This window comes from Alistipes sp. AM16-43, from assembly GCF_003435745.1.
GTDB classification, from domain to species: Bacteria; Bacteroidota; Bacteroidia; order Bacteroidales; family Rikenellaceae; genus Alistipes; species Alistipes onderdonkii.
The window spans coordinates 766,869-792,159 of the sequence record NZ_QTUQ01000001.1; the positions used below are offsets into that span (position 1 = coordinate 766,869).

A 25,291-nucleotide genomic window follows, 5' to 3' on the forward strand; every position below is an offset into this window, starting at 1 on the left:
ACCTTCCGACCTTTGCACCGACTAAACACAACTGCTATGGGACGGGCAAGAGAAAATTTCAACAGCGTCTATTTTAAGGACGAAACAGGCGCACAAATGTCGTTTGCAAACGGAAGCTATGCCAACAAGCTGCGCTTCATTTTCTGGAACCTGATGGACTCGCACGTGCTGAAATTGGAAGGGCCGGCATGCGATTTCACGATCGAGGCGTGGGCAAAACGCGCCTATCTGGTGCAGGAAGACCGCAGGACGCATGAAGTAAAACGCTATGAAATAATGAACTGCACATACCGGGAGCTATCCGGGAAAATATCGAAGAAACACGCCCCCGAAGAGACGCCGTCCTGTTAAAACAGCGTATGCTGCGTGCTGCGGAGGCTTTTTACCGGCCGCTCTTTCACCACATCGTCGTCGCAAAGATGCCCGATCATCAGCGGCGAGCGGGGATCGTGCCTGCGGCGGTTATACTCCGCCGTACCGTAATTGCCCCGGATGGCATAGCAATAGACACAGCCGTTCAGACAGCTTTCATAGGTGCCGATGTCGATGCTCTCGACGCAATTGCAGATATGGCGCTGGTTCGCATCCTTCTTCGCCGCGATCGGATAGCCCGCAATGCGTTCGACCAGCCCGCGGTCGATGCACATGCCGGCCGGGATGCCCAGGTGCCGAAGGTCGACCTTTGCGGTGCAGGTCTTCAATGCGATAGGCGTCGACGCCACTGTCCGGCGGAACGACACGGCCATCCGCTGGATTTCGTCCCGCTGCAAGGGCCCGATGCCGAGCGCCCCGAGGACGCCGCGGATATGGCGGTAATGGTCGATGAAGCCCAGCATGCAGGTCGTCGTATGATCCCGCAGGGCATGGGCGATCCGGGCGAAGGCCTCGCAGTGGAAATCCACGTCGCAGGCCGCATTGGTGAGGATCGGGTCATAGCGCCACACCACCCTGTCGCGCCCTACCTTATCCGAGAGGCGTTTGAAGGTCTCGATCCGCTTTTCGAGCGGCGGCAGGTGCTTTTCCAGGTCGGCACCGTAGGGATTGAGCGTATACTGGAAATAATAGTTGTAGCCCGACAACTCCCCGAGGCGCGGAAGCATCGGCGCCGGGTTCTTCGTCCAGAATACGATGCAGTCCACGACGTCGCGCCCGAGGCTGATGCGGCTGAGCGTCCTCGGGTCGAAGGGATTGGGTACAAGGAGGTAACCCTCCTGCAGGCGGTTGAAAAACCACGGCGCATAGAAAGCCGGAATATCCGTCCGGCGGCTGGCACTGATGATCATATCGGTAAAACGGGTTTTCCGTCGGTTCTATTTTGTCCGGGAGTACGTTATCCATATCCGGGAAGCCGTCCCCCGCGGCCGGATGCGCGCCGCCTTTATCCGGAAGCTGCGCTCCCCGGGCAGCAGCACGCCGCAGTGCGGCCTGGTCAGGCTTTCCGGCGGCCGCTGTGCAGGATGACGATCGTGACGGCTGCGACGATCAGCAGAATGCCCGCAGCGCCCTGCGTCGTAAAGGGTTCGCCGAAGACCGCGACGCCGATGACCACGGCCGTAAGCGGTTCCAAGGCCCCGAAAACCGAGGTCAGCGTCGGCCCGATGCGTTTGATGGCCTGCACCAGCGTCATGTTCGACACGGCCGTGGCCGGAAGCGCCACCCCGAGAATGCAGAGCCACGCCGTGCCGTCCGTCTCGATGCGGATACCGCCCGTAACGAGGCCGCCGGCAATGAAATACAAAGCCCCCAGCCCCATCACGTAACAGGTCAGCACCGTGGAGTCGATCCCCACGGCACGGCTCTTGCGCACGCCAACGATATAACCGCCGTAAGAGACGACCGAAACGGCGGCCGAGACCATGCCCAGCGTGGTATTCCCCCGGGTGAAATCGACGTTGCCCAGCGAAAGGAGCACGGCGCCGACGATGGACATGCCGATGGCCGCAAAGACCCATACGGAGCCTTTCTCGCGGAAAAAGCACATCATGGCCAGGGCGACGGCCAGCGGATACATGAAATGGATGGTCGACGCGACGCCGCTGGCGATATGCTGGTAGGCGATGACCAGGCTCAGCGACGTGGCGGCGCGGAAAAGGCTCAGGAAGAATACCGTCCGCAATTCCGGCCATGAGAGGCGGAAACTGCGCCCGGCGAGCAGCGCCAGGGCACAGAGAAACACCGACGCGACACCCCAACGGTAGGACAGCACCTCGAACGAAGAGTAGCCCAGGCCGAGCAGCAGCAGTGTGAAGAGCGGCGCCAGCCCGAAGGTCGACGACGACAGGGCCGCGTAGAGAATACCTTTGGCACGTTCCATAAAACCGGGATTTCAGGAGGCAAATGTAGGAAATATTGCCGGTTTACACGAAATTTTTTGCAATTTTGCAGCGACTATGGATAACAAGATGGACAACCAGGAAGAAATACGGCTCCGGCTCGTCCGCCCCGACACCTCGACCCACACGGAACTTCCCGTGGCGACAAGCGGCGTCTCGGCGGGTTTTCCCTCGCCGGCCGACGACCACCTCGACCCGCCCCTCGACCTGAATCGGGAGCTGATCCGCAATCCGGGTGCGACATTCTTCGCTCGGGTCGCGGGCGACAGCATGCAGGACGACGGCATCGCCGACGGCGACCTGCTGGTCGTGGACAAGTCGCTGGAGGCCTACGACGGCTGTGTCGCCGTATGTTTCCTCGACGGGGAATTCACCCTCAAACGCCTGCGGATGGGACAGGGCAAGATCGTCCTCGTGCCCGCGAACAAGCGCTACAAACCGATCGAGATCGGCCAGGAGAGCGCTTTCACGGTATGGGGCGTGGTGACGTACGCCATCAAAAAGGTCTGAAGCGGCCGCGGGGAGGCCCAGTCACTTCACGCCGAGCAATATCCCCGCGAGGGAACCACAACGCCCGAGGGGGGGGGCACGGACAACATGCAACACGAAAAAACGATGTACGGACTTTGCGACTGCAATAATTTCTTCGCCTCGTGCGAGCGGGTCTTCCGCCCCGAACTGGAGGGGCGGCCCGTCGTCGTGCTGTCGAACAACGACGGCTGTGTGATCGCGCGCTCGAACGAGGCCAAGGCGCTCGGCATCCGCATGGGACACCCCTATTTCCAGATCCGCGACCTCGAAAAACGGCACGGCATCGCCGTCTTTTCGAGTAATTTCAACCTCTACGGCGACATGTCGCGGCGCGTGATCTGGACGCTCCGCCGCATGGTTCCCGCCGCCGAGGTATACTCCATCGACGAGGCGTTCCTCGACTTGCGGGGCATCGAAACCGGACGGCTGGAGGAGTTGGGACGGCACATCAGCCGCACGGTACGCCGCAATACGGGCATTCCCGTGAGCATCGGCATCGCCCCGACCAAAACGCTGGCCAAGATCGCGTCGAAACTCTGCAAGGAGTACCCCAAGTTGCAGGGCGCCTGCCTGATGTACCGTCCGCAGGACATCGAAAAGGTACTGCGCAAATTCCCGATAGAGGATGTCTGGGGCATCGGGCGCAAGCACCGGCGCATGTTGCAGGCCGCCAACGTACGTACGGCATGGGACTTCGTGCAGCGTCCCGAGGCATGGATACGCGGCCGCATGGGGGTCACGGGGCTGCGCACATGGAAAGAGCTTCAGGGCGAGGCGTGCATCGACTTCGAGAGCGCCCCGCCGGCCAAACAGCAGATCACCGTCTCGCGCAGCTTCGCGCACGAGCTGACCCAATACGAGGAGATACACACCTCGGTGGCGGCGTTCGCCTCGATGGCCGCCGAGAAACTGCGCCGCCAGCAAAGCCTCTGCGGCGAGGTGACGGTCTACATCCTCACCAACCGCCACCGCGAGGAGCTGCCCCAGTATTTCGAAAGCCAGACCGTGCGCCCCGTGGTGCCGACCGACGACACGCTGGAGCTGGTGCCGCTGGCGGCAAAGGCCCTGCAACGCATATTCCGCAAAGGCTACGGCTACAAGAAAGCCGGGATTACGCTTTCGGACATTTCGTCGCGCACGGGGCTGCAAACCGACCTGTTCGACCCCGTGGATCGTGCCAGGCACGCCCGGCTGATGGACGCCATGGACGCGACCAACCGCACCTACGGCCGCAACAGGGTCGTGGTGGCGGCACAGGGGTTCGCTCCGCTGAAGATGAACCGCCAGCACCTCTCGCAGGAATATACGACCGACTGGAAACAGATCATCACCGTAAAAGCAGACTGAAACGACCAACCATGAATAGCAAGACCTATCCCCGCACGAACGACCGGCAGACGGTCTACCTGAACACGGTCATCGGCAACCCGATGATCGAGGTCGGGGACTACACGATCTACAACGATTTCGTGAACGACCCGACGCAATTCGAAAAGAACAACGTCCTGTACCACTACCCCGTCAACGGCGACCGGCTGGTGATCGGCAAGTTCTGTTCGATAGCGTGCGGCGCCAAGTTCCTGTTCAACAGTGCCAACCACACGCTGGGATCGCTGGCCAACTATACGTTCCCGCTCTTTTTCGAGGAGTGGGGGCTGGACAGGAAGGATGTCGCCGCGGCGTGGGACAACAAAGGCGACATCGTAATCGGGAACGACGTATGGATCGGGTACGAAGCGGTCGTCATGGCCGGTGTGAGGATCGGCGACGGCGCGGTGATCGCGGCGCGGGCGGTCGTCACCAGGGATGTCCCGCCCTACACCATCGTCGGCGGCGTGCCGGCCAGGGAGATCCGCAGGCGTTTCGACGCGGACACCGTAGCCAGGTTGCAGGAACTGCGATGGTGGGACTGGCCCATCGGGAAAATCCGCGAAAATCTGCCCCATATCATGCAGGGCGAGATCGGGAAACTCACCGAAGAATAGGCTTTGCACGCGGCAACGGCCTAAAACACAGCGACCTGTCCACAGCCGGAAGGCAGCCTGTCCACGGACGGAAGGCAACCAATCCACGGCCGAAAGGCAATCTGTCCTCGGCCGGGAGCGTTTCGTCGCAGCGGATTTTCAGAACCCTTCGGCGCCGAGGCCCCGTATCGCCCCTGGCCGGGATTACGCCCGAACGGCACGACACCCCGCTGTGAGGCGGGGTGTCTTACAATCGTATCGGAATCGGAAATGCCCTTACGGAGGCGGAAACGACACAACAATATGTCCGGGCATGAAATGCCGGGTACAATGCGGCGGCGGCACCCCGGCGCAAACTCAGAACCGCTTGGTATAGGCGTGGCAGTACGGCTGCGTACCCTTGCGCTCGTAGTATCGCTGGTGGTAATCCTCGGCGGGCCAGAAACGGCCCGCAGGGGTGACTTGCGTCACGACGTCGTAGCCTTTGCGCCGCAACTCGGCGATGAGCCTCTCAGCCGTCGCCTGCTGGGCGGGCGAGGTGTAGAATATCTCGGAACGGTACTGATCGCCGAGGTCGGGGCCCTGCCCGTTTTCCTGGGTCGGGTCGTGGATTTCGAAGAACAGGCGTGCCAGCGTCTCGTAGGACACCTTTGCAGGATCGAATACCACACGTACGGCTTCGGCATGTCCCGTACGGTGGCTGCATACCTCTTCATAGGTGGGATTTTCGGTCGTGCCGCCGATGTAACCCGACTCGACCTTCAGGACTCCGGGCACTTTCGAAAGCATATATTCCACGCCCCAGAAACAACCTCCGGCAAAGATCGCCGTCGCGCCACGCTCCGCGGCCTGCCCTGCGGGCGGCATCCCGTCCCCCGGCCGGGCGGCCGACGTCGAGTCAGCCCCGGACGCCTGAGCGCCGGGACTCCCGAATTGGGTTCCGGGCTGCTGCGTCTGCTTTTCGGGCTGCGAGGCAGCCCGGCCTTCGGATTCCGGGGAGGAAGCCGCGGGTTTTACGGCCGTTTCGGCTCCGGCGGAAGCTTCCCCTTCGGGTTCGAACACGAGCGAGACGGAGTTGACGCAGTGGCGCGTATTTTTGGGCGTAAAGCCTTCGCCCGTAAAGACATGCCCCAGGTGTCCGCCGCAGCGGGCACAGGTGATTTCGGTACGCCGGCCGTCGGCATCCGTCGTGCGCCTCACGGCACCGGGGATTTCGTCGTCGAAACTCGGCCAGCCGCACCCGGCATCGAACTTGTCCTGCGAACGGTACAGCGGCGCACCGCACTGGCGGCAACGGTAAACCCCCTCTCCGCGATGCTTGTAATAACGGCCCGAAAAAGGCGCTTCGGTACCCTTGTCGACGATCACACGTCTTTCTTCCGGTGTCAACGGCTTCATATCCTGTGCTTTTACGGCCCCGGCAAGCGCCAGGCCAATGATCAGAACCAACAATCTCATACGGCTCTCCCGTCAAATATTACGCCACGACCTCCTCGCCGCGCAGGAATATGCGGCTGATGAGCGGCGTGGTATAGGCATAGGGCATGAACGCCACCGAAGGCATCGGCACCGTGAGGAAGAAATTGGCGACCTTGCCGACCGTGACGGAGCCGTAGTCACGGCTAAGCCCCATGGCGTAGGCCCCGTTGAGCGTCGCGGCATTGATGGCCTCGGCAGGGGTCATCCGCATACGGATGCATGCCAGCGACACGACCATGCGCATGTTGCCCGAGGGCGACGAACCGGGATTGTAGTCCGAAGCCAGCGCCACGCCCAGCCCGGCATTTATCATTTCGCGGGCCGGCGGATAGCTCATCCCGAGGAAGAATGCCGCGCCGGGCAGCATCGTCGGCGAGGTCACCGTACCGTGCAGGGCTCCGATCTCGGCAGCCCCCATGCGTTCGAGGTGGTCGACCGACAGGGCATCGTACTCCACGCCCACCTGCACACCGCCCGAGACGGCGAGTTCGTTGGCGTGGATCTTGGCGCGCATGCCCAGCTTGCGCCCGGCCTTCATGATGCGTGCCGTCTGCTCCACGGTGAAGAACCCTTCGTCGCAGAACACGTCGACGAAATCGGCCAGTCCTTCGGCCGCCACCGCAGGCAGCATTTCGTTGCAGACCAGGTCGACATACTCCTCCTGCCGTCCGACGTAGGCGCGCGGCACGGCATGCGCCCCGAGGAACGTAGCGCGCACGGCCAGCGGCGCCGTCTCGCGGATACGCCGGATGACGCGCAGCATCTTCAGCTCGTCGGCCGTAGTCAGCCCGTAGCCGCTCTTGATCTCCACGGCACCCGTCCCCATGGCGGCGATCTCGCGGATACGCCCCATCGCCTGGCGGTAGAGCTCCTCTTCGGAAGTGCGGTGCAGCAGGTCGGCGGAATTGAGGATGCCCCCGCCGCGGCGTGCGATCTGCTCATAAGTCAGGCCGTTGATCTTGTCGAGGAACTCCTGTTCGCGGCTCCCGGCATAGACCAGGTGCGTATGCGAATCGCAGAACGACGGGAAAAGCATCCCGCCCCCGGCGTCGACCACCTCGTCCGCGGCCATTTCGCCCAGCGAATCCATGCTCCCGAAGGCTGCGATACGCCCGTCGTCGGAGAGCAGCCAGGCATCGTCGAACGTCTCCAGCCGATCCATCTCCCCGCCGCACAGGCGGAGGCGGCCGGCGGTCTCGATCCCGACGATCGTACCGATGTTCTTTACCAGCAGCCTCATAGTGTCCGGAGGAATTGGATGGAGGATTCGATATGGGGGTACATCACCGAGTCGTTGTCGATGAACGGCACCCGCTTGCGGTACTCGGCGACCATATGTTCGATCGTCGCGGAGGAACGCGCCGGACGGCGGAAGTCGAGCGCCTGCGCGGCATTGAACAGCTCGATGGCCAACACCCGCTCGGTGTTGAGCACCACGCGGTAGAGTTTGGTGGCGGCGTTGGAGCCCATGCTCACATGGTCTTCCTGCCCCTGCGACGAGGGGATCGAGTCGACCGAGGCGGGCATGCACAGCCCTTTGGACTGGCTGACGATCGACGCCGCGGTGTATTGCGGGATCATGAAACCGCTGTTCAGCCCCGGGTTGGCGACAAGAAACTTCGGAAGTTCCCGGGCGCCCGAAATCAGTTTATAGGTGCGCCGCTCGGAGATGTTGCCCAGCTCGGCGAGGGCTATGGCGAGGAAATCCATCGCCAGCGCGATGGGCTGGCCGTGGAAATTCCCCGCCGAGACGACCATGTCCTCGTCGGGGAAGACCGTCGGGTTGTCGGTGGTGCTGTTGATCTCGGTCGTCAGCACGCTCTCGACATAGTCGATGGTGTCCTTCGAAGCCCCGTGCACCTGGGGGATGCAGCGGAACGAATAGGGATCCTGTACGTGTTTCTTGGGGCGTGCGGCCAGCTGGCTGCCTTCCAACAGGCGCCGGATGTTGCGTGCCGTGGCGAGCTGCCCGCGGTGGGCGCGGATCAGGTGCACCTCGTCGCAGAAAGGCTCGATGCGCCCGTCGAAAGCGTCGAGCGACAGCGCCCCGATGCGGTCGGCCCACTCGCTCAGGCGGCGGGACTGGATCAAAGCCCAGACGCCGTAGGCGCTCATGAACTGCGTGCCGTTGAGCAGCGCCAACCCCTCCTTGGACTGGAGCTCGATCGGCTGCCATCCCAGCTCGGAGAGCACGCCGGCAGCCGGGCGCACAGCCCCCTTGTATTCCACTTCGCCCAGCCCCAGCAGCGGCAGGCTCATGTGCGCCAGCGGCGCCAGGTCGCCCGATGCGCCCAGCGACCCCTGCTGGTAGACCACGGGCAGGAGGTCGTTGTTGAAAAAGTCGATCAGCCGCTCCACGGTCGCAAGCTGCACGCCCGAATGGCCGTAGGAGAGCGACTGGATCTTGAGCAGCAGGATCAGCTTCACGACCTCGGAAGGCACCCGCTCGCCGGTACCGCAGGCATGCGACATCACGAGGTTCTTCTGCAACTGCGCCAGCTCGTCGTAGCCCACCGAAATGTCGCACAGCGAACCGAATCCGGTGGTGATGCCGTAGACCGGCCGCTCGGGGTTTTCCATCTTGCGGTCGAGGTATTCGCGGCAGCGGACGATGCGAGTCCGGGCATCGTCGCTCAGTGCCAGGGGAAGGTGCCGTTCGAGGATTTCACGGATGCGGGCAAGGGAAAGGTGCTCCGCGGAGATATGGTGATGTTCCATGTGAAGTGATAGGGATTTATTCGTTTTCTTTCAATATGTTACGTATCAATTCCTCATCGGCGACATTGGGCAGCGTGACCTGCAGGCCGGGGGTGCGTTCCATCTCGCGGCGGATGGCCGACATGGCACCCTCGTTACGCGCCCAGCTGCGGCGGGCGATGCCGTTGTTGACATCCCACAGCAGCATCTCCCGGATGTGGCGGTCGGCATCTTCCGAGCCGTCGACCACCATGCCGAAGCCGCCGTTGATGACCTCGCCCCAGCCTACGCCGCCGCCATTGTGGATCGACACCCACGTGGCGCCGCGGAACGAGTCGCCAATGACGTTCTGCACGGCCATGTCGGCCGTGAGATTCGAGCCGTCGTAGATGTTCGACGTCTCGCGGTAGGGCGAGTCTGTGCCCGACACGTCGTGGTGGTCGCGGCCCAGCACGACGGGGGCCGAGAGACGCCCGTCGGCAACGGCCCGGTTGAAGGCCTGTGCGATCCGGGTGCGCCCCTCGCTGTCGGCATAGAGGATACGCGCCTGCGAACCGACGACCAGCCGGTTGCGGCCGGCCTCGCGGATCCAGTGGATGTTGTCGTCGAGCTGCCCGGCGATCTCGGCGGGCGCCGTGGCGCGGATCTCCTCCAATACTTCGGCGGCGAGGCGGTCGGTAAGCTCGAGGTCTTCGGGGCGGCCCGAGGTGCAGACCCAGCGGAACGGGCCGAAGCCGTAGTCGAAGAACATCGGCCCCATGATGTCCTGCACATAGGAGGGATAACGGAAACGGCCGCCCTCGCCCATCACGGCAGCCCCGGCGCGCGAGGCTTCCAGCAAGAAGGCATTGCCATAGTCGAAGAAATACATCCCCCGCGCGGTGAGTTTGTTGATGGCGTCGACCTGGCGGCGCAACGACTCCTGCACGCACTCGCGGAAGCGGGCGGGCTCCTCGGCCATCATCTTGTTCGAAGCCTCGTAGCTTACGTCCACGGGGTAGTAGCCGCCCGCCCAGGGGTTGTGCAGCGAGGTCTGGTCGGAACCCAGGTCTACGGGGATCTCTTCGGCCGCCAGACGCTCCCAAAGGTCGACGACGTTGCCCACATAGGCCATCGAGACCACTTCGCGGGCACGGCAGGCCTCGCGGATACGGGGAACCAGGGCGTCGAGCGAATCGTACATCTCGTCGACCCATCCCTGCTCGTAGCGTTTCTGCGCCGCCTTGGGGTTGATTTCGGCGATGACGCTCACCACGCCCGAGATATTGCCCGCCTTGGGCTGCGCCCCGGACATGCCGCCCAGCCCCGAGGAGACGAAAAGCATCCCCCGGGCATCCTTGCGGCCGCCGGAGAAACGCTTGCGCGCGGCGTTCATCACCGTGATGGTGGTGCCGTGAACGATCCCCTGCGGGCCGATATACATATAGGAGCCGGCCGTCATCTGGCCGTACTGCGACACCCCGAGGGCGTTCATGCGCTCCCAGTCGTCGGGCTTCGAATAGTTGGGGATCACCATGCCGTTGGTCACCACGACGCGCGGGGCATCGGGATGCGACGGGAACAGCCCCAGCGGGTGCCCCGAGTACATCACCAGCGTCTGGCTGTCGGTCATCTCCGACAGGTACTTCATCGTCAGGCGGTACTGCGCCCAGTTCTGGAACACGGCGCCGTTGCCGCCGTAGGTGATCAGCTCGTGGGGATGCTGCGCCACGGCCTTGTCCAGGTTGTTCTGGATCATCAGCATCACAGCCGCGGCCTGGCGGCAGCGGCAGGGATATTCGTCGATCGGCCGCGCATACATCTCGTAGTCGGGGCGCAGGCGGTACATGTAGATGCGCCCGTATTTGCGCAGCTCCTCGGCAAACTCCCTGGCCAGCGTGGCGTGGTGCTTCGCGGGGAAATAACGCAGTGCGTTCCGGATCGCCAGCACCTCCTCCTCGGGCGTGAGTATCCCCTTGCGCTTGGGCGCGTGGTTGATCTGTTTGTCATAGGGTTTAGCGGCGGGCAGCCGGTCGGGAATGCCCGCGCGGATGTCATTCTGGAACTCTTGCAGTGTCATATCGCTCAGATTTTACTTGCTACTATCTCCAACACCTCGCGCTCGGCCCGTTCGGCCTCGGCCGCAAGGCGGTCGGCTTCGGCCACGAGCGCATCGGCCGCAGCGCGGTCTTTCAGCCCGGCGGCATTGATCCGGACATTGAGGCCTGCGCCCAGCACGGCGCTGCGGGCGGCCAGCACCCCGACGCCCGCGTCGGACACCGAGTTGGGGTTGCCGACGGCTGCCATGGCACGCACGATTTCGAAAACCCCGAAGGCCGTCTTCATCGTCCGCAGGGGCACCTGCGTCGCATAGAGCGTCGCCTCCTGCAGGGCCGCGCTGCGGGCGGCCTTCTCCTCGTCCGTCGACTTGGGCATGGCGAAGACGGCCATGATGCGGTTGAATGCCGCCGTATCCTCGTCCACGAGGTGCAGCAACTCCCCGAGCAACGCCTGTCCCCGGTCGGCCCAATCGGAAAACTCCTCCCAGCGGTCGTCCCACCCCGCCTTATGCGACGAGAGGTTGGCGACCATCGTACCGAGGGCTGCGCCCAGCGCTCCCATGTAGGCCGCGATCGAGCCGCCGCCCGGTGCCGGGGATTCGCTCGCAGTCTCTTCGGCAAACCCTTTGCAGGTCATGTCAATAAGCCGTTTTTGCTTATCCTCCGCTTCAAGCAGATATTCGATTACTTTCTCGGCGGGGTCGAAAGGTTTGAGGTCATCCAACCCCATCGACCTGACGGCGATACGGACGATCTCCTGCTCGGCGATACCCGTCGAACGGCGTTGTTTGCGCAAGAAATATTTCCCGGCCTCGATGAGCGCACGTTTGGGGACGAGCCCGACGATTTCGGTGCCCGTGACGCGCACGCCGCGGGCGTCGGCCTTGCGGCACACCTCGTCGAAGGCCACGTGGAGCGGCGTGGTGGCAATGTCGGTGATGTTCATTGACACCTGTGCGATGCCGTATTCCTCGATGAACCAACCGATAGCCTTCGTGGCCGGAAGTGTGCCGGGCTGCATGACGGGATTGCCGGCGGCATCCTTTACGACCTTGCCCGTGATGGGATTGCCCTCGCGCACGGGGCGCCCCTTCTCGCGCACATCGAACGCAATGGCGTTGGCGCGGCGCGTGGAGGTGGTATTGAGGTTGAAATTCACGGCGATCAGGAAATCGCGCGCACCGACGGTCGTGGCACCCGTGCGGGCTACCCCATCGTCGAACGGCCGCGCCCCGAAATCGGGGGCCGTCTCCTTGTGCGCCAGTTTCTCGGGCAACGCCTCGTACTCCCCGGCACGGCAGACCGCAAGGTTGCGCCGCTCGGGGGTGAAGGCCGCGGCCTCGTAACAATAGGTCGGGACATGCAGTTCAGCGGCGATGCGTTCGGCCAGTTTGCGGGCCAGCTCGGCGCACTCGGCGAGTGTGATGCCGCAAATCGGGATCAGCGGCAACACGTCGGTAGCCCCCATGCGCGGGTGCGCACCCTTGTGACGGCGCATGTCGATCAGCTCGGCAGCCCTCTTCACCCCCGCAAAGGCGGCTTCGACGACCGCTTCGGGCGAGCCGACGAACGTGACGACAGTCCGGTTGGTCGCCTCGCCGGGATCCACGTCCAGCAGCTTGACGCCCCCGGAGGATTCGATGGCCGATGTGATCTGACGGATTACTGCCTTGTCGCGTCCCTCGCTGAAATTAGGGACACACTCCACGATACGCTTTTCCATAGGTAATGAGGTTAGATTTATACTTTCAAAGATAAAGAAAATCCGGGAGAAATACGAAAAAATCGTAACGAAAAAAGCCACTCCGGATTCTGAAACAGCAGTTTCCGGGGTTTTTCCGCAGGAGAGGCGGGCACGGAGCCGGAAATTCCCGCAGGGAGAAAAAGCGAGCGGCGGGTCACGCGGTGCAGGAAAACGGGGGGGGGGACGAAAGGAGGGAAAGATTTCGGAAAGAACAGGGAAACCGGAAAGATTGGAAAAATCGGGAGGTACGGGAAGCCCCCCCCCTCGAAGATGGTGCGCTATCCTGCCCCCGTTTCCCCGGCTGTCCACCCTGCAGGGAGAAGAGAAAGCCCCGAAGAAACGCTGTGCACGGCTGGCGGCCGGAGCCTCAAAAAAAAGCCGGCCGCGCAAGCAGGCAGCGGGATAAGGCAACGGATATTGCCTGTCACTCGGGGCGAGCGGCAGCCCCGCCGCAGAAAAGCCCATAGCCACAGGAAGTAAACCGGAATACCCTCCCGAAACCGCTGCCCGTCCGGCGAGAAGCCCGAAGAAACGCTGCGCACGGCTGGCGGCCAACCGGCAAAAAAAAGCCCGCCGCGCGAGGCGACGGGCCGGAATGCAGCCGGAAGGGAGCGTATCAGCGGCCGATGGTCAGCGCCACGCCCGCCGTGACCCACGCCCCGGGCAGCGGGATGCCGCCCAGGTCGCAGTAGCGGGAATCGGTGATGTTCGTCGCATCGACATAAAGCCGGCAGATGCCTTTCTCCCACTGGAGGCGGCCGTCGAGCAGAAAATAAGGCTCGTAATCGCGCACCTCGGAGAGGGACGGGTCGCCCGGCACGGGATAGTGCGTGTAGCTGCCGTTGCGGTCGTAGACCGACGCCGTGAGTGCCAGCGACATGCGGCGCAGGAAATGCACCTCGACGGCCAGCGCCGCCTTGTGGCGCATGTAATCCATCGCCCCCTTGGCGATGATGTCGCTGTTGCGGTCAGTAGTAATATAACCGTAGGAAAGCGTCACGCGGCGCAGAAAGCCGTCGGCGACCGTATAACCGCCCGAAAGCTCAATGCCGTAGGTGTCGAGGCGGCTGGTCTGCTCGGAGTGCCACTTGTCGCCCATATCCTCACGCCACACCCAGTCGATGATGTCGCGGCCGGCACGGTAGTAGGTCTGCAGCGACAACCTCCAGCTATTCTTCACATAACCGGCATCAAACAGATAAGTGACAGCCCTTTCCGGCGTCAGGTCAAGGTTGTTGATCTGTGCCGGGGAAGTATAGTAAAGGTCGGTGAAGGTCGGCAGGCGCATCGACTGGAACGCCCCGATGCCGAGGTGCAGCCCCGCGGCGGGCGTATAGCCGCCCGAGAGGCTCCACAGCGCCGAAGTGCCGTAGGGCGTGAGGCTGATGCCCGCAGAAGCCGCGAGGTCGAACCGCCGCCACTGTTTGGCATGGCGCAGCCAGAGGTTGCCCGTACTGCGCGCCTTGGCGTGCGTATAGCGGCCGTGCGGCCGGGAGAGCGCTTCGCCGAGATTGGTGCTGTAAATGTGGTTGAAGGCATAATCGCCGCCGAGCGAGGTCGTACCCGCCCGCCAGTCGTAATCCGCCCACAGCCGGGCACCGACGTTGTCGGTATTGTGGCGGTTCATCGCCGTGCCGCGCGTCCAGTCGTAACGGTCGAAATTCTTGCGGTAGCTCGCCGAAGCGCCGAACGAGAAGCGCCCGGCCTGTTTCAACCAGCGCAGCGACGCCAATGCCGTGGAGGTCGCCTCCCACTGGTCGGGGTTATAGGCCGCATAGAAGCCGTTGGAACCGAACGTGCGGTTCTGGTAACCGGCCTGCAGGTCGAAGAACCCGGCGCGTGGAGCCTCGTAGGTCGCACGCACGAAAGCGTTGTAATTGGCGAAGTCGGTATTGTGGCGGTAGCCGTCGCTGCGACGGTAGGAACCGGCGGCGAGCAGCGAGAAACGGCCCGAAGTCACGGCGCCCGAAAGGTTCGCATAGGCGTAGCCGTGCTGGCCGCCGGCGCCCTCGAAACGCAGGTAGGTGGGTTTCAGGGGCGCCGTGCGGATATTCACCGCCCCGGCAAAGGCCCCGACGCCCGGCACGCCGTCCAACAGATCGACGGCCGAAATGCAGTCGATGTCGACGGGCAGCGAATGGGACTGGTGCCCGGTGCGGGCATCGGTGAAGTCGATGCCGTTGAGAAGTACCATGGTCTGGTCGAAAGAGCCCCCACGGATGAAGATGTCGGCCTGCATGCCCTTGCCCCCGCGTTCGCGGATATCGACCGAAGGTGCGAGGCGCAGGGCGGACTCCAGGGTCTGGACGGGCGCTGCGGCCTGTGCTTTCCGGTCGAAAAGCGGGGTTTGCGACTGTACGCTGCGCGTCGGGGCAGACTGGCTGCCCGAAATGCCGACCTCGTCGATCCTCAGCGTTTTGAGGACGGCGGCCGTATCGGCATCGTGCGCAGACGCATGTTGCGTCGCGAGCAAGAGGATCGACATCGTCACGGCGAGGACTCCGATGGTTACATGGCGGTGCAGGCTCGCAAAGGCTGCCCAGCCCTTGCGGCTCCAACGCCTGAAGCAGGGAGTCTGCTTGGTTCGGATGTTTTTCATCTTGAATTTGTTGGGTTAATAATAAAAAAATCGGAGCTCCCGGTGAGAGGCCCGGCTGCGCGCCGCCCTCCGGAAACCGCTGCAAAGATAATAGTTTCCGGCAGTATTCCGGCCTTTGCGGCCGTTTTCTTTCCCGGCACCGGAAAATGCACCGGCACATGCGGCAGGCAGCGGACAGGGACAGTGTCCCGCCCGGAATACAGGATCGGGGCAGGGAAACGTACAGGAACACACGCAAGCGTCGTGAAACGGGCAGGGAAGCGGATTGAAGGCGGGCAAGACAGGGCACTCGGAATACAGGACTATACCGGGGCAGACCAGGACTCGCGCAGGCACCGTGGAACAGGCAAGGAAGCAGGCAGGACGACAGCAAAGACAGCGCACTCGGAATACAGGACTGCGCCGGAGGGCAGAGCGGGACTCGCGCCGGCGCCGTGAAACGGGCGAGGCAGCGAACGGGAAACGGGGCCAAAGTACGGAGCTGCCGCCCCCTTGCCGCGGGGCGGCATCCGGGACGCGACGGCCCGAAAAAAGATCCGGCCGGAGCCGGATCGTATCGGGGATCAGTTGAAGAGCGCCTCGACTTTGGCGACCACGTCGTCCGTGTCGGGTTCGAGCGGGAATACATGGCTGGGCTTGAGGTACCAGAGCTCCTTGCCCTCCTTGAAATGCTCCTCACCGCCGCCCGTGACGTTAAGCATGACGGTGGCGTCCTTTTCGACCTTGCCCGCGGCGACGGCATTGATGAGCGAAGCCAATGCGACACCCGCCGCAGAGTAGATGTCCACGCCCTCCAGTTCGTGGAAAAGCTTGCGCGCCTTGCGCGCCATGGCGTTCGTCGAGACGAAGAACTCTCCGCCCGTGGCTTTCAGCGCATCGTAAAGCCCGCCGGTGATGCCGTAGGGCGGGCGGCGGTTGGAGAGCACCTTGGCGTCGATGATCTCCGCATCGCGGCGCGCCTTGTCGTCCTCGTAGGGCAGCATCTTGCGCGAATCGGCCTGCCATGCGTCGTACATCGGCACGAACGGCGCATTCTGCGACACCATGAGTTTCATGGTATTCGTCCCGAAGCGGCCGTCCCCGATCAGGCGCATGTTGGCCTCCCAAGCGGCAATGGCGCCCGTACCGCTGCCCACGGCCTGGAAATAGTAGTCGGGGATGCGGCCGATGGTCGTCACGGCCGAAAGTACCGTCGTGGCCATGCCGTCGCGGCGGGCGATGTTCTTCGCGCCGCCTTCGGCATAGAACCCGGGGCCCTTGAGGGCGAGGTCGCTCAGGTGGATGGCGTCGAAATAGTCGCCGCCCGCCGCACACGAGATGAGTTTCACGCAGGGGTCGAGCGGATGCTCGAACCACAGCGCCCCGATATTGTCGTAGGGCACCGACAGGAGCAGCTTGATATTGTTGTCGGAACACACCTTGGCGAAGGCACGGGCCGTATTGCCCGCCGAGGCGACCACAAGGACGCGATCCTCGTGTTCGGCGGCACGCCCGCAGACCGAATAGGCTTCGGTCTCCTTGAACGAACAGGTAGACATCGTGGCACCGATGGCCGGATAGTAGCCGTTGAACGTGATCCAGAGGTTTTCCAGCCCGAGGTGGGCGGCAAGCCCCTTGCTTTTGTAGGTGACGGGCGCCGAGGAGCCCTTGAGGATACGCCGCACGGGCATCCAGTCGCAGAACCGGTAAAGACCGTATTCGGCGGGTTTCACTTCGAGCTGCCTGCGGGCATATTTCGCGCGGATGAGCGAGGGCGTCTTGCACTGCGGATCGGAGAGCATCCAGCCCGTGTCCTCGAACTCACGCCCCGTAGCGACACATTCGAGCGTGTAGGAGGTAGGTGTAAAATCTTTCATTTATATGCGTTTGTGTAATTTACGACATGCGGTTGCGGAAATCCTCGTAGCCGAATTCGCGGATGACGTCCGTGCGCCCGTCGCGGCGGGCGATGACGATCGAGGGGTGCGCCACGCCGTTGAACATCGTGGTCTTGACCATCGTATAGTGGATCATATCTTCGAAGACGATGCGCTCGCCGACTTTCAGTTCGTGGTCGAAGGCCCAGTCGCCGCAGTAGTCGCCGGCAAGGCAGCTCGTGCCGCCCATGCGCCAGCGTTTCTCCCCTTCGGCGGGTTCGTGCGCCCCGACGATGGCCGGTTTATAGGGCATTTCGAGGCAATCGGGCATATGGCAGGCGAACGACACGTCGAGCATCGCCGTATGCACGCCGGCATTTTCGACGATGTCCTCGACCGTCGAGACGAGGCAGCCCGTCCTCCAGGTGAAGGCGCTGCCCGGTTCGAGGATCAGCCGCAGGCGGGGATGGCGGGACTTGAAATCGCGCAGCAGGGCAATCAGCTCGTCGCAGTCGTATTCGGCGTGGGTCATCAGGTGCCCGCCGCCCATGTTGAGCCACCCGATCCGGTCGAGATATTGCCCGAAATGCTTTTCGACGGCTTCCAGCGCCAGCCTCAGGTGGTGCGGGCGCGACTCGCACAACACGTGGAAGTGCAGCCCGTCGATCCCGGCGGGAAGATCGTTCAGTTCATCGGCCGTAACGCCGAGACGCGAGCCGGGGACACAAGGGTTATAAAGGTCGGTCTCCACGGGCGAATACTGTGGGTTGATGCGCAGGCCGCACGAAATGCCGCGCAACAGCGCCATCGGCCCGAAACGCCCGAACTGCGCGACCGAGTTGAAGGTGATATGGTCGCTGCAACGGAGTATCTCGTCGATATTGCGGTCGGTATAGACGGGAGCGTAGGTGTGCGCAGGCTTGCCGTACTCCTCGAATACAAGCCTCGCTTCGGCGGCGGAACTCGCCGTGGCACCGTCGGAATGGCGTGCCAGCTCGGGGAAAATGCTCCACATGGCGCAGGCCTTCAGGGCTACGATAATTTCGGCGCCCGACTCGCGGCGCACGCGGTCGATCACGGCCAGATTGCGATCCAGCAACGTCTCGTCGAGGACGTAGCATGGAGAAGGCAGCTTCAAGAAGTCAATCATCGAAATGTTTTCAATTGGATTCGATCCCTCGTCCCCTCCGCCCGGAAACGGTGCTGCCCGGCACGGCGGAGACGCTCAAAACGATGCAAAAATAGCAAATTACCGGCTAAACCATGACGCCCCGCGGGGGAATTTCGGCGAAATAGGTATTTATACTTACCGTCTTGCGGCCTGCGGCTGAAAGACACGGCAGAAGTACAGGCGGGAAATGCGGCGGACGGGGCCAAGAAACGGCCGGCGCGATGGCGGCAGGAAGGCACAGAAACGGTGTTCTGTCTTGCCGGAACCGGGAAGCGGCGGCAGCGAGATGACAAGCGCGGCGGACGAGGTCAAGAAACGGCCGGCGCGCGAACGGCAAAACGACACACAGGACAGACATGCGCGGCGGGCAGCAAGACACTGGCGTAGACCGTGAAAAGAGGCGGCGGAGGCGGAAATGCAGGGCAAAAAAAAGCGGCGGCAGGAAATCTGCCGCCGCAAGGGACACTGCCCCACCCTGTTTATTGGGCGATGCAAATGCTCACACGGTTCTGTTCGACCCCGGGGAAAGGCTGGACGGTGTCGCCCCTGCCCTCGGCAGCGATGCGGTCGGCAGCGATGCCGGCCTGTTCCAATGCCGCTGCGACGCCCGCGGCACGCTGCTGCGAGAGTTTCAGGTTGATGGCCCGCGACCCCGTCGCGGCATCGGCATAACCGACGATCTCGATTCGGGCGGCAGGATTTGCCTTCAGGTACTCGACAAGCGCTGCGACCTTCTCCTGCTCGGAGGTGCGGATCTGCGCCGAACCGATGCGGAAGAAGATGTTTTCACGCAGGGCAGCCGGCTTCTCGGCGGCCTTCGTCACCGGAGCCTGCACGGGAGCGGGTTCCTGCACGGCAGGTTCCTCCTTTTGGGCGGGTTCGGTAGTCCGGGCGGGGGTTACGGGCGCGGCGGCGACTGCCGGGCGCGATTTCTTATAGTTCTTGCCGAAGCGGAACGTGAACCCCGCCAGCGCATTGAACTGCCAGTCGAGGTTCCCGGCCTTCTTCGAGTTGTATTTATCGGAAAGCATGTTGGTATTCAGCTCCACGCCGAACGACACGCAGTCCGAAAAGCGGAAATTGACCCCCAGACCCAGGCGCCCGGCCACGAAGACCTTGCTGTCCGACCACACGTTCTGGAGCGCATAGCCCTGGTCGTTTAGGGCGTTGGCCTCGCCGTTGTCGAACGCCCCGTTCACACCGACACCCGCGAACAGGTAGGGATTGACCGTGCGGCGGTAGTTGAACTTGCCGAACAGGTTGGCCAGGTCGAGCGTCACGTCGACGTTGCCCTGCAAATATTTATACTGGTAGACCGACTCGGGAGAGACCCAGGCGCCTTTGCTCTGCCAGCCGCTCAGGCCGAAGCGCATACCCCATACGGGCGAAAACTGGTGCCCGGCGTACAGCGCTGCGGCCGGAGATACCAGCTTGCCGAAATCCACTTCGCCGAGCGTATAGGCGGCACCCGCCTGTACCTGCAGGAACCAATGGCGTTTGAATTCCACTTTCTCTTTTTCCTCCGCAGAAGCTGCGGACAGGGTCGTCGAGCACATCGTAAGTGCGGCGACAGCACATAGGATACATTTCATTTTCATACTATCTATTCAAATGGGTTAATTGATGCCCAAAGATAATAAAAATGTATCATATATAATACAATACAAGACACAAGTTTAACGCTGCGGCCGAAAACGCGGCATTATAAGACCGAAAAGGGGAGCAGCCATGAACCGCTCCCCTTTTTGGGAATTTACCGCCCTGCGTATCAGAGCTCGATGTCGACGTCGAACAGTTCGTGCCAAGGCAGCCCCTGCTCGCCCAACTCGGCCAGGAACGGATCGGGATCGAACTCCTCGACATTGAACACACCGGCGCCACGCCAGAGCCCCTTGGCCCACATCGACGCGCCCAAGGCAGCGGGAACGCCCGTGGTGAAGCTGACGGCCTGCGTCCCGGTCTCCCGGTAGGCCTGCTCGTGGTCGCAGTTGTTATAAATATAATAGGTGCGCTCCTTGCCGTCCTTGATGCCGCGGATACGGCAGCCGATCGAGGTCTGGCCGTGGTAATTGGCCCCCAACGACTTGGGATCGGGAAGCACCGCCTTGAGGAACTGGATCGGGACGATCTCGACGCCGTTGTAGATGATCGGGTCGATACGCGCCATGCCGATGTTCTGGATGACGCGCAGGTGCGTGAGGTATTCCTGGCCGAAGGTCATCCAGAAACGTGCACGCTTAATGGTCGGATAGTTCTTAACCAGCGACTCGAGCTCCTCGTGGTAGATCACATACGACTCGCGCTCGCCGATACCCGGGTAATTGAGCGTACGGTGGATCTCATGCGGCTCGGTGGTAACCCACTCGCCGTTCTCGAAATAACGCCCTTTCTGCGTCACCTCGCGGATGTTGATCTCGGGGTTGAAGTTCGTGGCGAAAGCCATGCCGTGGTTGCCTGCGTTGCAATCCACGATGTCGAGGTAGTGGATCTCGTCGAAATGGTGCTTGGCGGCATAGGCCGTGAAGATGGCCGTCACGCCCGGGTCGAAACCGCAGCCGAGGATCGCCGTGAGCCCGGCGGCCTTGAAACGATCCTGGTAGGCCCACTGCCACGAATATTCGAAATGGGCTTCGTCCTTGGGTTCGTAGTTGGCCGTGTCGAGGTAATTGCAGCCGCATTCGAGGCAGGCGTCCATGATGGTCAGATCCTGGTAAGGAAGCGCCACGTTGACGACGATGTCGGGTTTGAACGCGCGGAACAGCTCGCAGAGCTCCGGCACATTGTCGGCGTCGACCTGAGCGGTCTTCACACGGTTGCCGCCGATGGCCGCCGCAACGGCATCGCATTTGGATTTGGTTCGGCTGGCCAGCATCACGTCCGAAAAGACGGGATTGGCTGCGATTTTCTGGGTGACGACCGTCCCGACACCTCCGGCACCGATAATTAGCGCTCTACACATAGGTATTGTGGATTTAAAGTTTATTTTTTCGTATTAACGAGTACAAAAATATCGTTTTATTTTGGTAAAACAAAAATATTCTATACATTTGCACCACCAAAACGGAAAGTAATTTCCGATTGGCACACGGAGATTCCGTAGCTCAGCTGGTAGAGCACAACACTTTTAATGTTGGGGTCCTGGGTTCGAGCCCCAGCGGGATCACGGAGAACGGCCGCCTTGAACAAGGCGGCCGTTTTTTCGTGGCTGCAAGCCGCAATTCCCTGCATGATTGATTATTCGCAAGATTGTCGTATATTTGCGGCACTATCGGACGATAAAAACCTTCCAATGCCAATAAACAAGGACACCCTTTATTTCTTCCGGCTCATACGCAGCGGAGCGGGCCTCCAGGCCGCCCCCGTGAGCGATACCGCCGACACCGCCGTCTCGCCGGAATCCTGGGAGCGGATTTACCGCATGGCCGCCGACCACGGGCTGAGCGCCGTCGTGTGGGACGGCATATGCCGCCTGCCCGCAGCACAGCAACCGCCGCGCGAAACCCGCATCCGCTGGGCGTTGTCGGCCGAAAAACTGGAAGAAAGGTACCGCCGCCAGCAGGAAACGGCCTCAAAACTCGCGGCGCGGTTCTCCGAGGAGGGGCTCCGCATGTTGCTGCTCAAAGGGCTCGGACTGAGCCGCGATTACCCCATCCCGGAGCACCGGGAATGCGGTGACATCGACATTTACCTCTACGGCGAGTCGGACAAGGGCGACCGCATCCTGCATGAGATCGGGGCGCACCTCTATTTCGACGTCCCCAAGCATTCGGAATACGTCTGGGACGGGGTGCTGATAGAAAACCACAGGACAATACTCAACGTGCGCCGCAACAGGACGGAGCGGGAGCTGAACGCCGTGTTGGTGCGGTTGCTGGAGAAGGAGGGCACGCACGGCCTGGCGCCGGGCATACAGGCACCCCCGGCGACGTTCAACGCCATATTCCTGATACGCCATGCCGCCGTGCATTTCCAGAAGGAAGGAATTGTACTGCGGCACCTCTGCGACTGGGCATGTTTCCTGACACGGCATTGGGACGAGATCGACCATGCACTGTTCCGCACGGCGATGGAGGACTACCGCATGGACAGGTTCGCTGACCTGATGACGGCCGCCGCCGTGGAATACCTCGGGGCGGAGGTTCCGGGCCCGGAATGCGAAGCGGGGATGCTCGGACGGTTCATGGAGGAGGTACTCACCCTGTCGCCGATGCCGAACAAGCCCCTGCCGCGCTTGTTGCGCAAACTGTCCGGCCCGTACCGGAACCGCTGGCGGCTGCGCAAAGTGCTCCGGACACCCGTATGGAGGTATTATTACGATACGGTGCGCGGCCAGTGGAACGAGAAATTCACCGTATTCAGGTAGCCGCCGACCGACCGCGCCGGAATTCCCGGCCGAATCCGCCCCGGGGAAAGCTGGCTGCGAAAGGAGGAAGAATAGCCTCAGTCTTGGAAAATCTTTGCCGGATATTTTGGATTTAAAAATAAAGAGCTATATTTGCATTGTAAAACAACGCAAGGTATACGCTATTTAGTGCATATCGGCAAGAAATAAGGACATAAAGAGGCGCAAAACTGGAAGATTCAGCCCTTTTTGTGTCCTTTATTGTTTATTATGCGGGCGGAATAGCCTACTCCCGGCATGGCAACGGAGTTGACGGAGCGGGAAAAATTCGTATCTTTGCGTTCGACAGGAAAAAAATGCACAGGCCCTATCGTAGGGATGTACATGAGACAAGAGTCGTATTCCGACACAATTATTTCATCGATTGACAACCGCACCCTTGCGGAGGTGTCCCCAGGGTATGCCCATGGCTGAAAATCCGGAAAACAGACAATACTGGTATGCATTGCGCGTCACCTACGGCCGCGAGATGCTCGTAAAGGGCTATCTGGACGGCATCGGCGTGGAAAGCTATATCCCGATGCACTTCGCCCGACGGACATACGGGGAGCGGACGCGCAAGGTTTGGGAGCCGCTCATCCACAATCTGCTGTTCATCCGCACTTCGGCCCTGCGCCTGAAGGAGATCAAGGCCAGCACCACCCTGCCGATCCGCTACATCATGGATCGGGAGACAAAGGCGCCGACGGTGATACCGGACAACCAGATGCGGGATTTCATGGCGGTCGTGGCGACACGCAACGAGCATGTGGAGATCGTGGCACCGCAGGACGTCGACCTAGCCGGAGGCGATGCCGTCCGCGTGACCGGCGGGGTGTTCGCCGGGATCGAAGGCCGCTACATCCGGCACAAGGGGCACAGCAAGGTCGCCGTGGCGATCAAGGACATAGCCACCGCACTGACGGCTTACGTGCCGCTGAGGTATATCGAAAAAATAAATTAGCAAATCCCTTTCCCACCCATACGTAAATCTGCGTACCGTTAATTCGAAAATTAACGCCTCTAAATTTTCGGTTATGAAACAAGTCATGCGGGAGTCTTTGCTCATAAAGCTTCCCGTCATCATCGGAGACCTATTCTTACTGAACCTGTCCTGGATACTGGCGCTCACGCTCTATCCGCAACCGGCCTGTATCGCCCGCTCGCTGGAGATATTCGCCTGTCTCAACATCTGTTTCATCCCGGGCCTCTCGTGGTTCGGCGTGATCCTCTCCTCGCGGATCGTCCCCTACGAGGAGATCATCCGCCGCGTATTCTACGTCGTACTCTGCCACCTGGGGTTCTTCGTGCTCATCCAGACCGTATGGAGCTACGGGCTGCTGCCGGTGCACCTGATGGGGACGTTCTACATCGTGCTCACCATTCTGCTGATGCTGTGGCGCTACACCTGCCGCATCGTGGTCAAGATCACGCGCGGACACGGCCGCAACGCCCGCCGCGTGATCATCGTCGGAAGCAAGGACAATGCGGTGGAGGTATACCACGAAATGGTCGACAACACCAGCACGGGTTACCGCGTGCTCGGCTATTTCAGCAACCACGACGACCACACCCTGCCGGACAACACCCCCTGCCTGGGTAGCGTGGACGAGGCGCTGCCGTGGCTGGAGGCACACCCGGTAAACGAAGTGTACTGCTGCCTCTCGACGGATCGTTACGCGGAAGAGATATTCCCGATCATGGATTTCTGCGAAAACAACTTCGTCCGCTTCTTCTATGTGCCCAACCTGCGCAACTACATGAAGCGCACGATGAACCTCGAACTGCTGGGCAACGTACCGATCCTCTACATCCGCGAGGAGCCGTTGCGACAGGCGTCGAACCGGTTTATCAAACGGGCATTCGACGTCACCGTATCGAGCCTGTTCCTCTGCACGCTGTTCCCCTTCATCTATATTTTCGTGGCCATAGGCACCAAACTGACCTCGCGGGGCCCGGTGCTCTTCCTGCAGGAGCGCAGCGGGGAGAACGGCCAGACGTTCAGGTGCATTAAATTCCGTTCGATGCGCGTCAACGCCGATGCCGACAGGGTGCAGGCGACCCGGGACGACCCGCGCAAGACCCGGTTCGGGGATTTCCTGCGCCGGTCGAGCATCGACGAGCTGCCCCAGTTCATCAACGTGCTCAGGGGCGACATGTCCATCGTGGGGCCGCGGCCGCACATGCTCCAGCACACCGAGCAATACTCGAAACTCATCAATAAATATATGGTTCGCCACCTGATCAAACCCGGCATCACGGGATGGGCCCAGGTGACGGGATACCGCGGCGAGACCCACTCCCTGAGCCAGATGGAAGGCCGCGTACGCCGCGACATCTGGTACCTGGAAAACTGGTCGCTGCTGCTCGACATCCGCATCATCTTCATGACGGTATGGAATGCCCTGCGGCAGGATGAGAACGCATATTAATTTCAGAAACCTATGAAAGGCATCATCTTGGCGGGTGGCAGCGGAACACGGTTGTACCCGATCAC

The 25,291-nt window shown here is 61.8% G+C and carries 20 protein-coding genes and 1 tRNA gene; 9 read left to right on the plus strand and 12 right to left on the minus strand.

From position 1 onward, the window contains the following. Positions 1-36 precede the first annotated feature (36 nt). Positions 37-351, plus strand: coding sequence for a hypothetical protein (locus DW189_RS03135; RefSeq protein ID WP_032135648.1), 315 nt, complete (start codon positions 37-39; stop codon positions 349-351). Here DW189_RS03135 and DW189_RS03140 read toward each other — a convergent pair. After that, entirely contained in the window at positions 348-1,283 is a 936-nt protein-coding gene (locus DW189_RS03140) for a DUF1848 domain-containing protein (RefSeq protein ID WP_117506829.1), read from the minus strand. The genes DW189_RS03135 and DW189_RS03140 overlap by 4 nt on opposite strands. Positions 1,284-1,429: 146 nt before the next feature. Next, a complete protein-coding gene (locus DW189_RS03150) occupies positions 1,430-2,314 on the minus strand; it encodes a DMT family transporter (protein ID WP_117506831.1) in 885 nt (294 codons plus the stop codon). Positions 2,315-2,390: 76 nt separating this feature from the next. On the opposite strand from DW189_RS03150, the gene DW189_RS03155 reads away from it, so the two are divergent. The 3 genes from DW189_RS03155 to DW189_RS03165 all read left to right on the plus strand — a co-directional run bounded on the left by DW189_RS03155 (position 2,391) and on the right by DW189_RS03165 (position 4,849). Then, the gene (locus DW189_RS03155; RefSeq protein ID WP_117506832.1) at positions 2,391-2,843 is read left to right on the plus strand and encodes a LexA family protein; all 453 of its coding nucleotides are present in this window, start codon (positions 2,391-2,393) and stop codon (positions 2,841-2,843) included. Positions 2,844-2,948: 105 nt separating this feature from the next. Continuing rightward, positions 2,949-4,211 (plus strand): Y-family DNA polymerase, encoded by a 1,263-nt coding sequence (locus tag DW189_RS03160; RefSeq protein WP_117506833.1) that lies wholly within the window; start codon positions 2,949-2,951, stop codon positions 4,209-4,211. 11 nt (positions 4,212-4,222) lie between these two features. Then, a complete protein-coding gene (locus DW189_RS03165) occupies positions 4,223-4,849 on the plus strand; it encodes a CatB-related O-acetyltransferase (protein ID WP_022333147.1) in 627 nt (208 codons plus the stop codon). Between the two features lie 336 nt (positions 4,850-5,185). Here DW189_RS03165 and DW189_RS03170 read toward each other — a convergent pair whose 3' ends face one another. The 10 genes from DW189_RS03170 to DW189_RS03215 all read right to left on the minus strand — a co-directional run bounded on the left by DW189_RS03170 (position 5,186) and on the right by DW189_RS03215 (position 21,372). Further along, entirely contained in the window at positions 5,186-6,226 is a 1,041-nt protein-coding gene (locus DW189_RS03170; RefSeq protein ID WP_197736381.1) for a bifunctional methionine sulfoxide reductase B/A protein, read from the minus strand. 79 nt (positions 6,227-6,305) lie between these two features. Then, positions 6,306-7,547, minus strand: coding sequence for an imidazolonepropionase (hutI, locus tag DW189_RS03175; protein WP_117506835.1), 1,242 nt, complete (start codon positions 7,545-7,547; stop codon positions 6,306-6,308). After that, entirely contained in the window at positions 7,544-9,025 is a 1,482-nt protein-coding gene (gene hutH, locus DW189_RS03180) for a histidine ammonia-lyase (RefSeq protein WP_117506836.1), read from the minus strand. The genes hutI and hutH overlap by 4 nt, the downstream gene beginning before the upstream one ends. Positions 9,026-9,041: 16 nt before the next feature. Continuing rightward, complete coding sequence (locus tag DW189_RS03185; RefSeq protein WP_117506837.1) at positions 9,042-11,063, minus strand: urocanate hydratase; 2,022 nt, start codon at positions 11,061-11,063, stop codon at positions 9,042-9,044. A gap of 5 nt (positions 11,064-11,068) precedes the next feature. Next, the gene (gene ftcD / locus DW189_RS03190; protein WP_117506838.1) at positions 11,069-12,766 is read right to left on the minus strand and encodes a glutamate formimidoyltransferase; all 1,698 of its coding nucleotides are present in this window, start codon (positions 12,764-12,766) and stop codon (positions 11,069-11,071) included. A gap of 637 nt (positions 12,767-13,403) precedes the next feature. Next, positions 13,404-15,386, minus strand: coding sequence for a TonB-dependent receptor (locus DW189_RS03195; protein ID WP_117506839.1), 1,983 nt, complete (start codon positions 15,384-15,386; stop codon positions 13,404-13,406). A gap of 563 nt (positions 15,387-15,949) precedes the next feature. Further along, a complete protein-coding gene (locus DW189_RS03200) occupies positions 15,950-17,242 on the minus strand; it encodes a cysteate synthase (RefSeq protein ID WP_022333140.1) in 1,293 nt (430 codons plus the stop codon). Between the two features lie 19 nt (positions 17,243-17,261). Beyond that, positions 17,262-18,392, minus strand: a complete 1,131-nt coding sequence (gene nspC / locus DW189_RS03205; RefSeq protein WP_022333139.1) for a carboxynorspermidine decarboxylase — start codon at positions 18,390-18,392, stop codon at positions 17,262-17,264. A gap of 500 nt (positions 18,393-18,892) precedes the next feature. Beyond that, the gene (locus DW189_RS03210) at positions 18,893-20,011 is read right to left on the minus strand and encodes an OmpA family protein (RefSeq protein WP_162851432.1); all 1,119 of its coding nucleotides are present in this window, start codon (positions 20,009-20,011) and stop codon (positions 18,893-18,895) included. A 170-nt stretch (positions 20,012-20,181) separates the two neighbouring features. Further along, complete coding sequence (locus DW189_RS03215) at positions 20,182-21,372, minus strand: saccharopine dehydrogenase family protein (RefSeq protein WP_117506841.1); 1,191 nt, start codon at positions 21,370-21,372, stop codon at positions 20,182-20,184. Between the two features lie 131 nt (positions 21,373-21,503). Between DW189_RS03215 and DW189_RS03220 the strand changes: the two genes are divergently transcribed. The 5 genes from DW189_RS03220 to DW189_RS14725 all read left to right on the plus strand — a co-directional run. Continuing rightward, a tRNA-Lys gene (locus tag DW189_RS03220) sits at positions 21,504-21,576 on the plus strand. A gap of 126 nt (positions 21,577-21,702) precedes the next feature. Beyond that, positions 21,703-22,776 (plus strand): nucleotidyltransferase family protein, encoded by a 1,074-nt coding sequence (locus DW189_RS03225; RefSeq protein ID WP_232045559.1) that lies wholly within the window; start codon positions 21,703-21,705, stop codon positions 22,774-22,776. 445 nt (positions 22,777-23,221) lie between these two features. Continuing rightward, a complete protein-coding gene (locus DW189_RS03230) occupies positions 23,222-23,758 on the plus strand; it encodes a UpxY family transcription antiterminator (RefSeq protein WP_117506869.1) in 537 nt (178 codons plus the stop codon). A 73-nt stretch (positions 23,759-23,831) separates the two neighbouring features. Next, entirely contained in the window at positions 23,832-25,226 is a 1,395-nt protein-coding gene (locus tag DW189_RS03235) for an undecaprenyl-phosphate glucose phosphotransferase (RefSeq protein WP_117506842.1), read from the plus strand. Positions 25,227-25,238: 12 nt separating this feature from the next. Continuing rightward, positions 25,239-25,291 (plus strand): sugar phosphate nucleotidyltransferase (locus DW189_RS14725; RefSeq protein ID WP_220398824.1); only part of this gene is annotated, 53 nt, incomplete at its 3' end.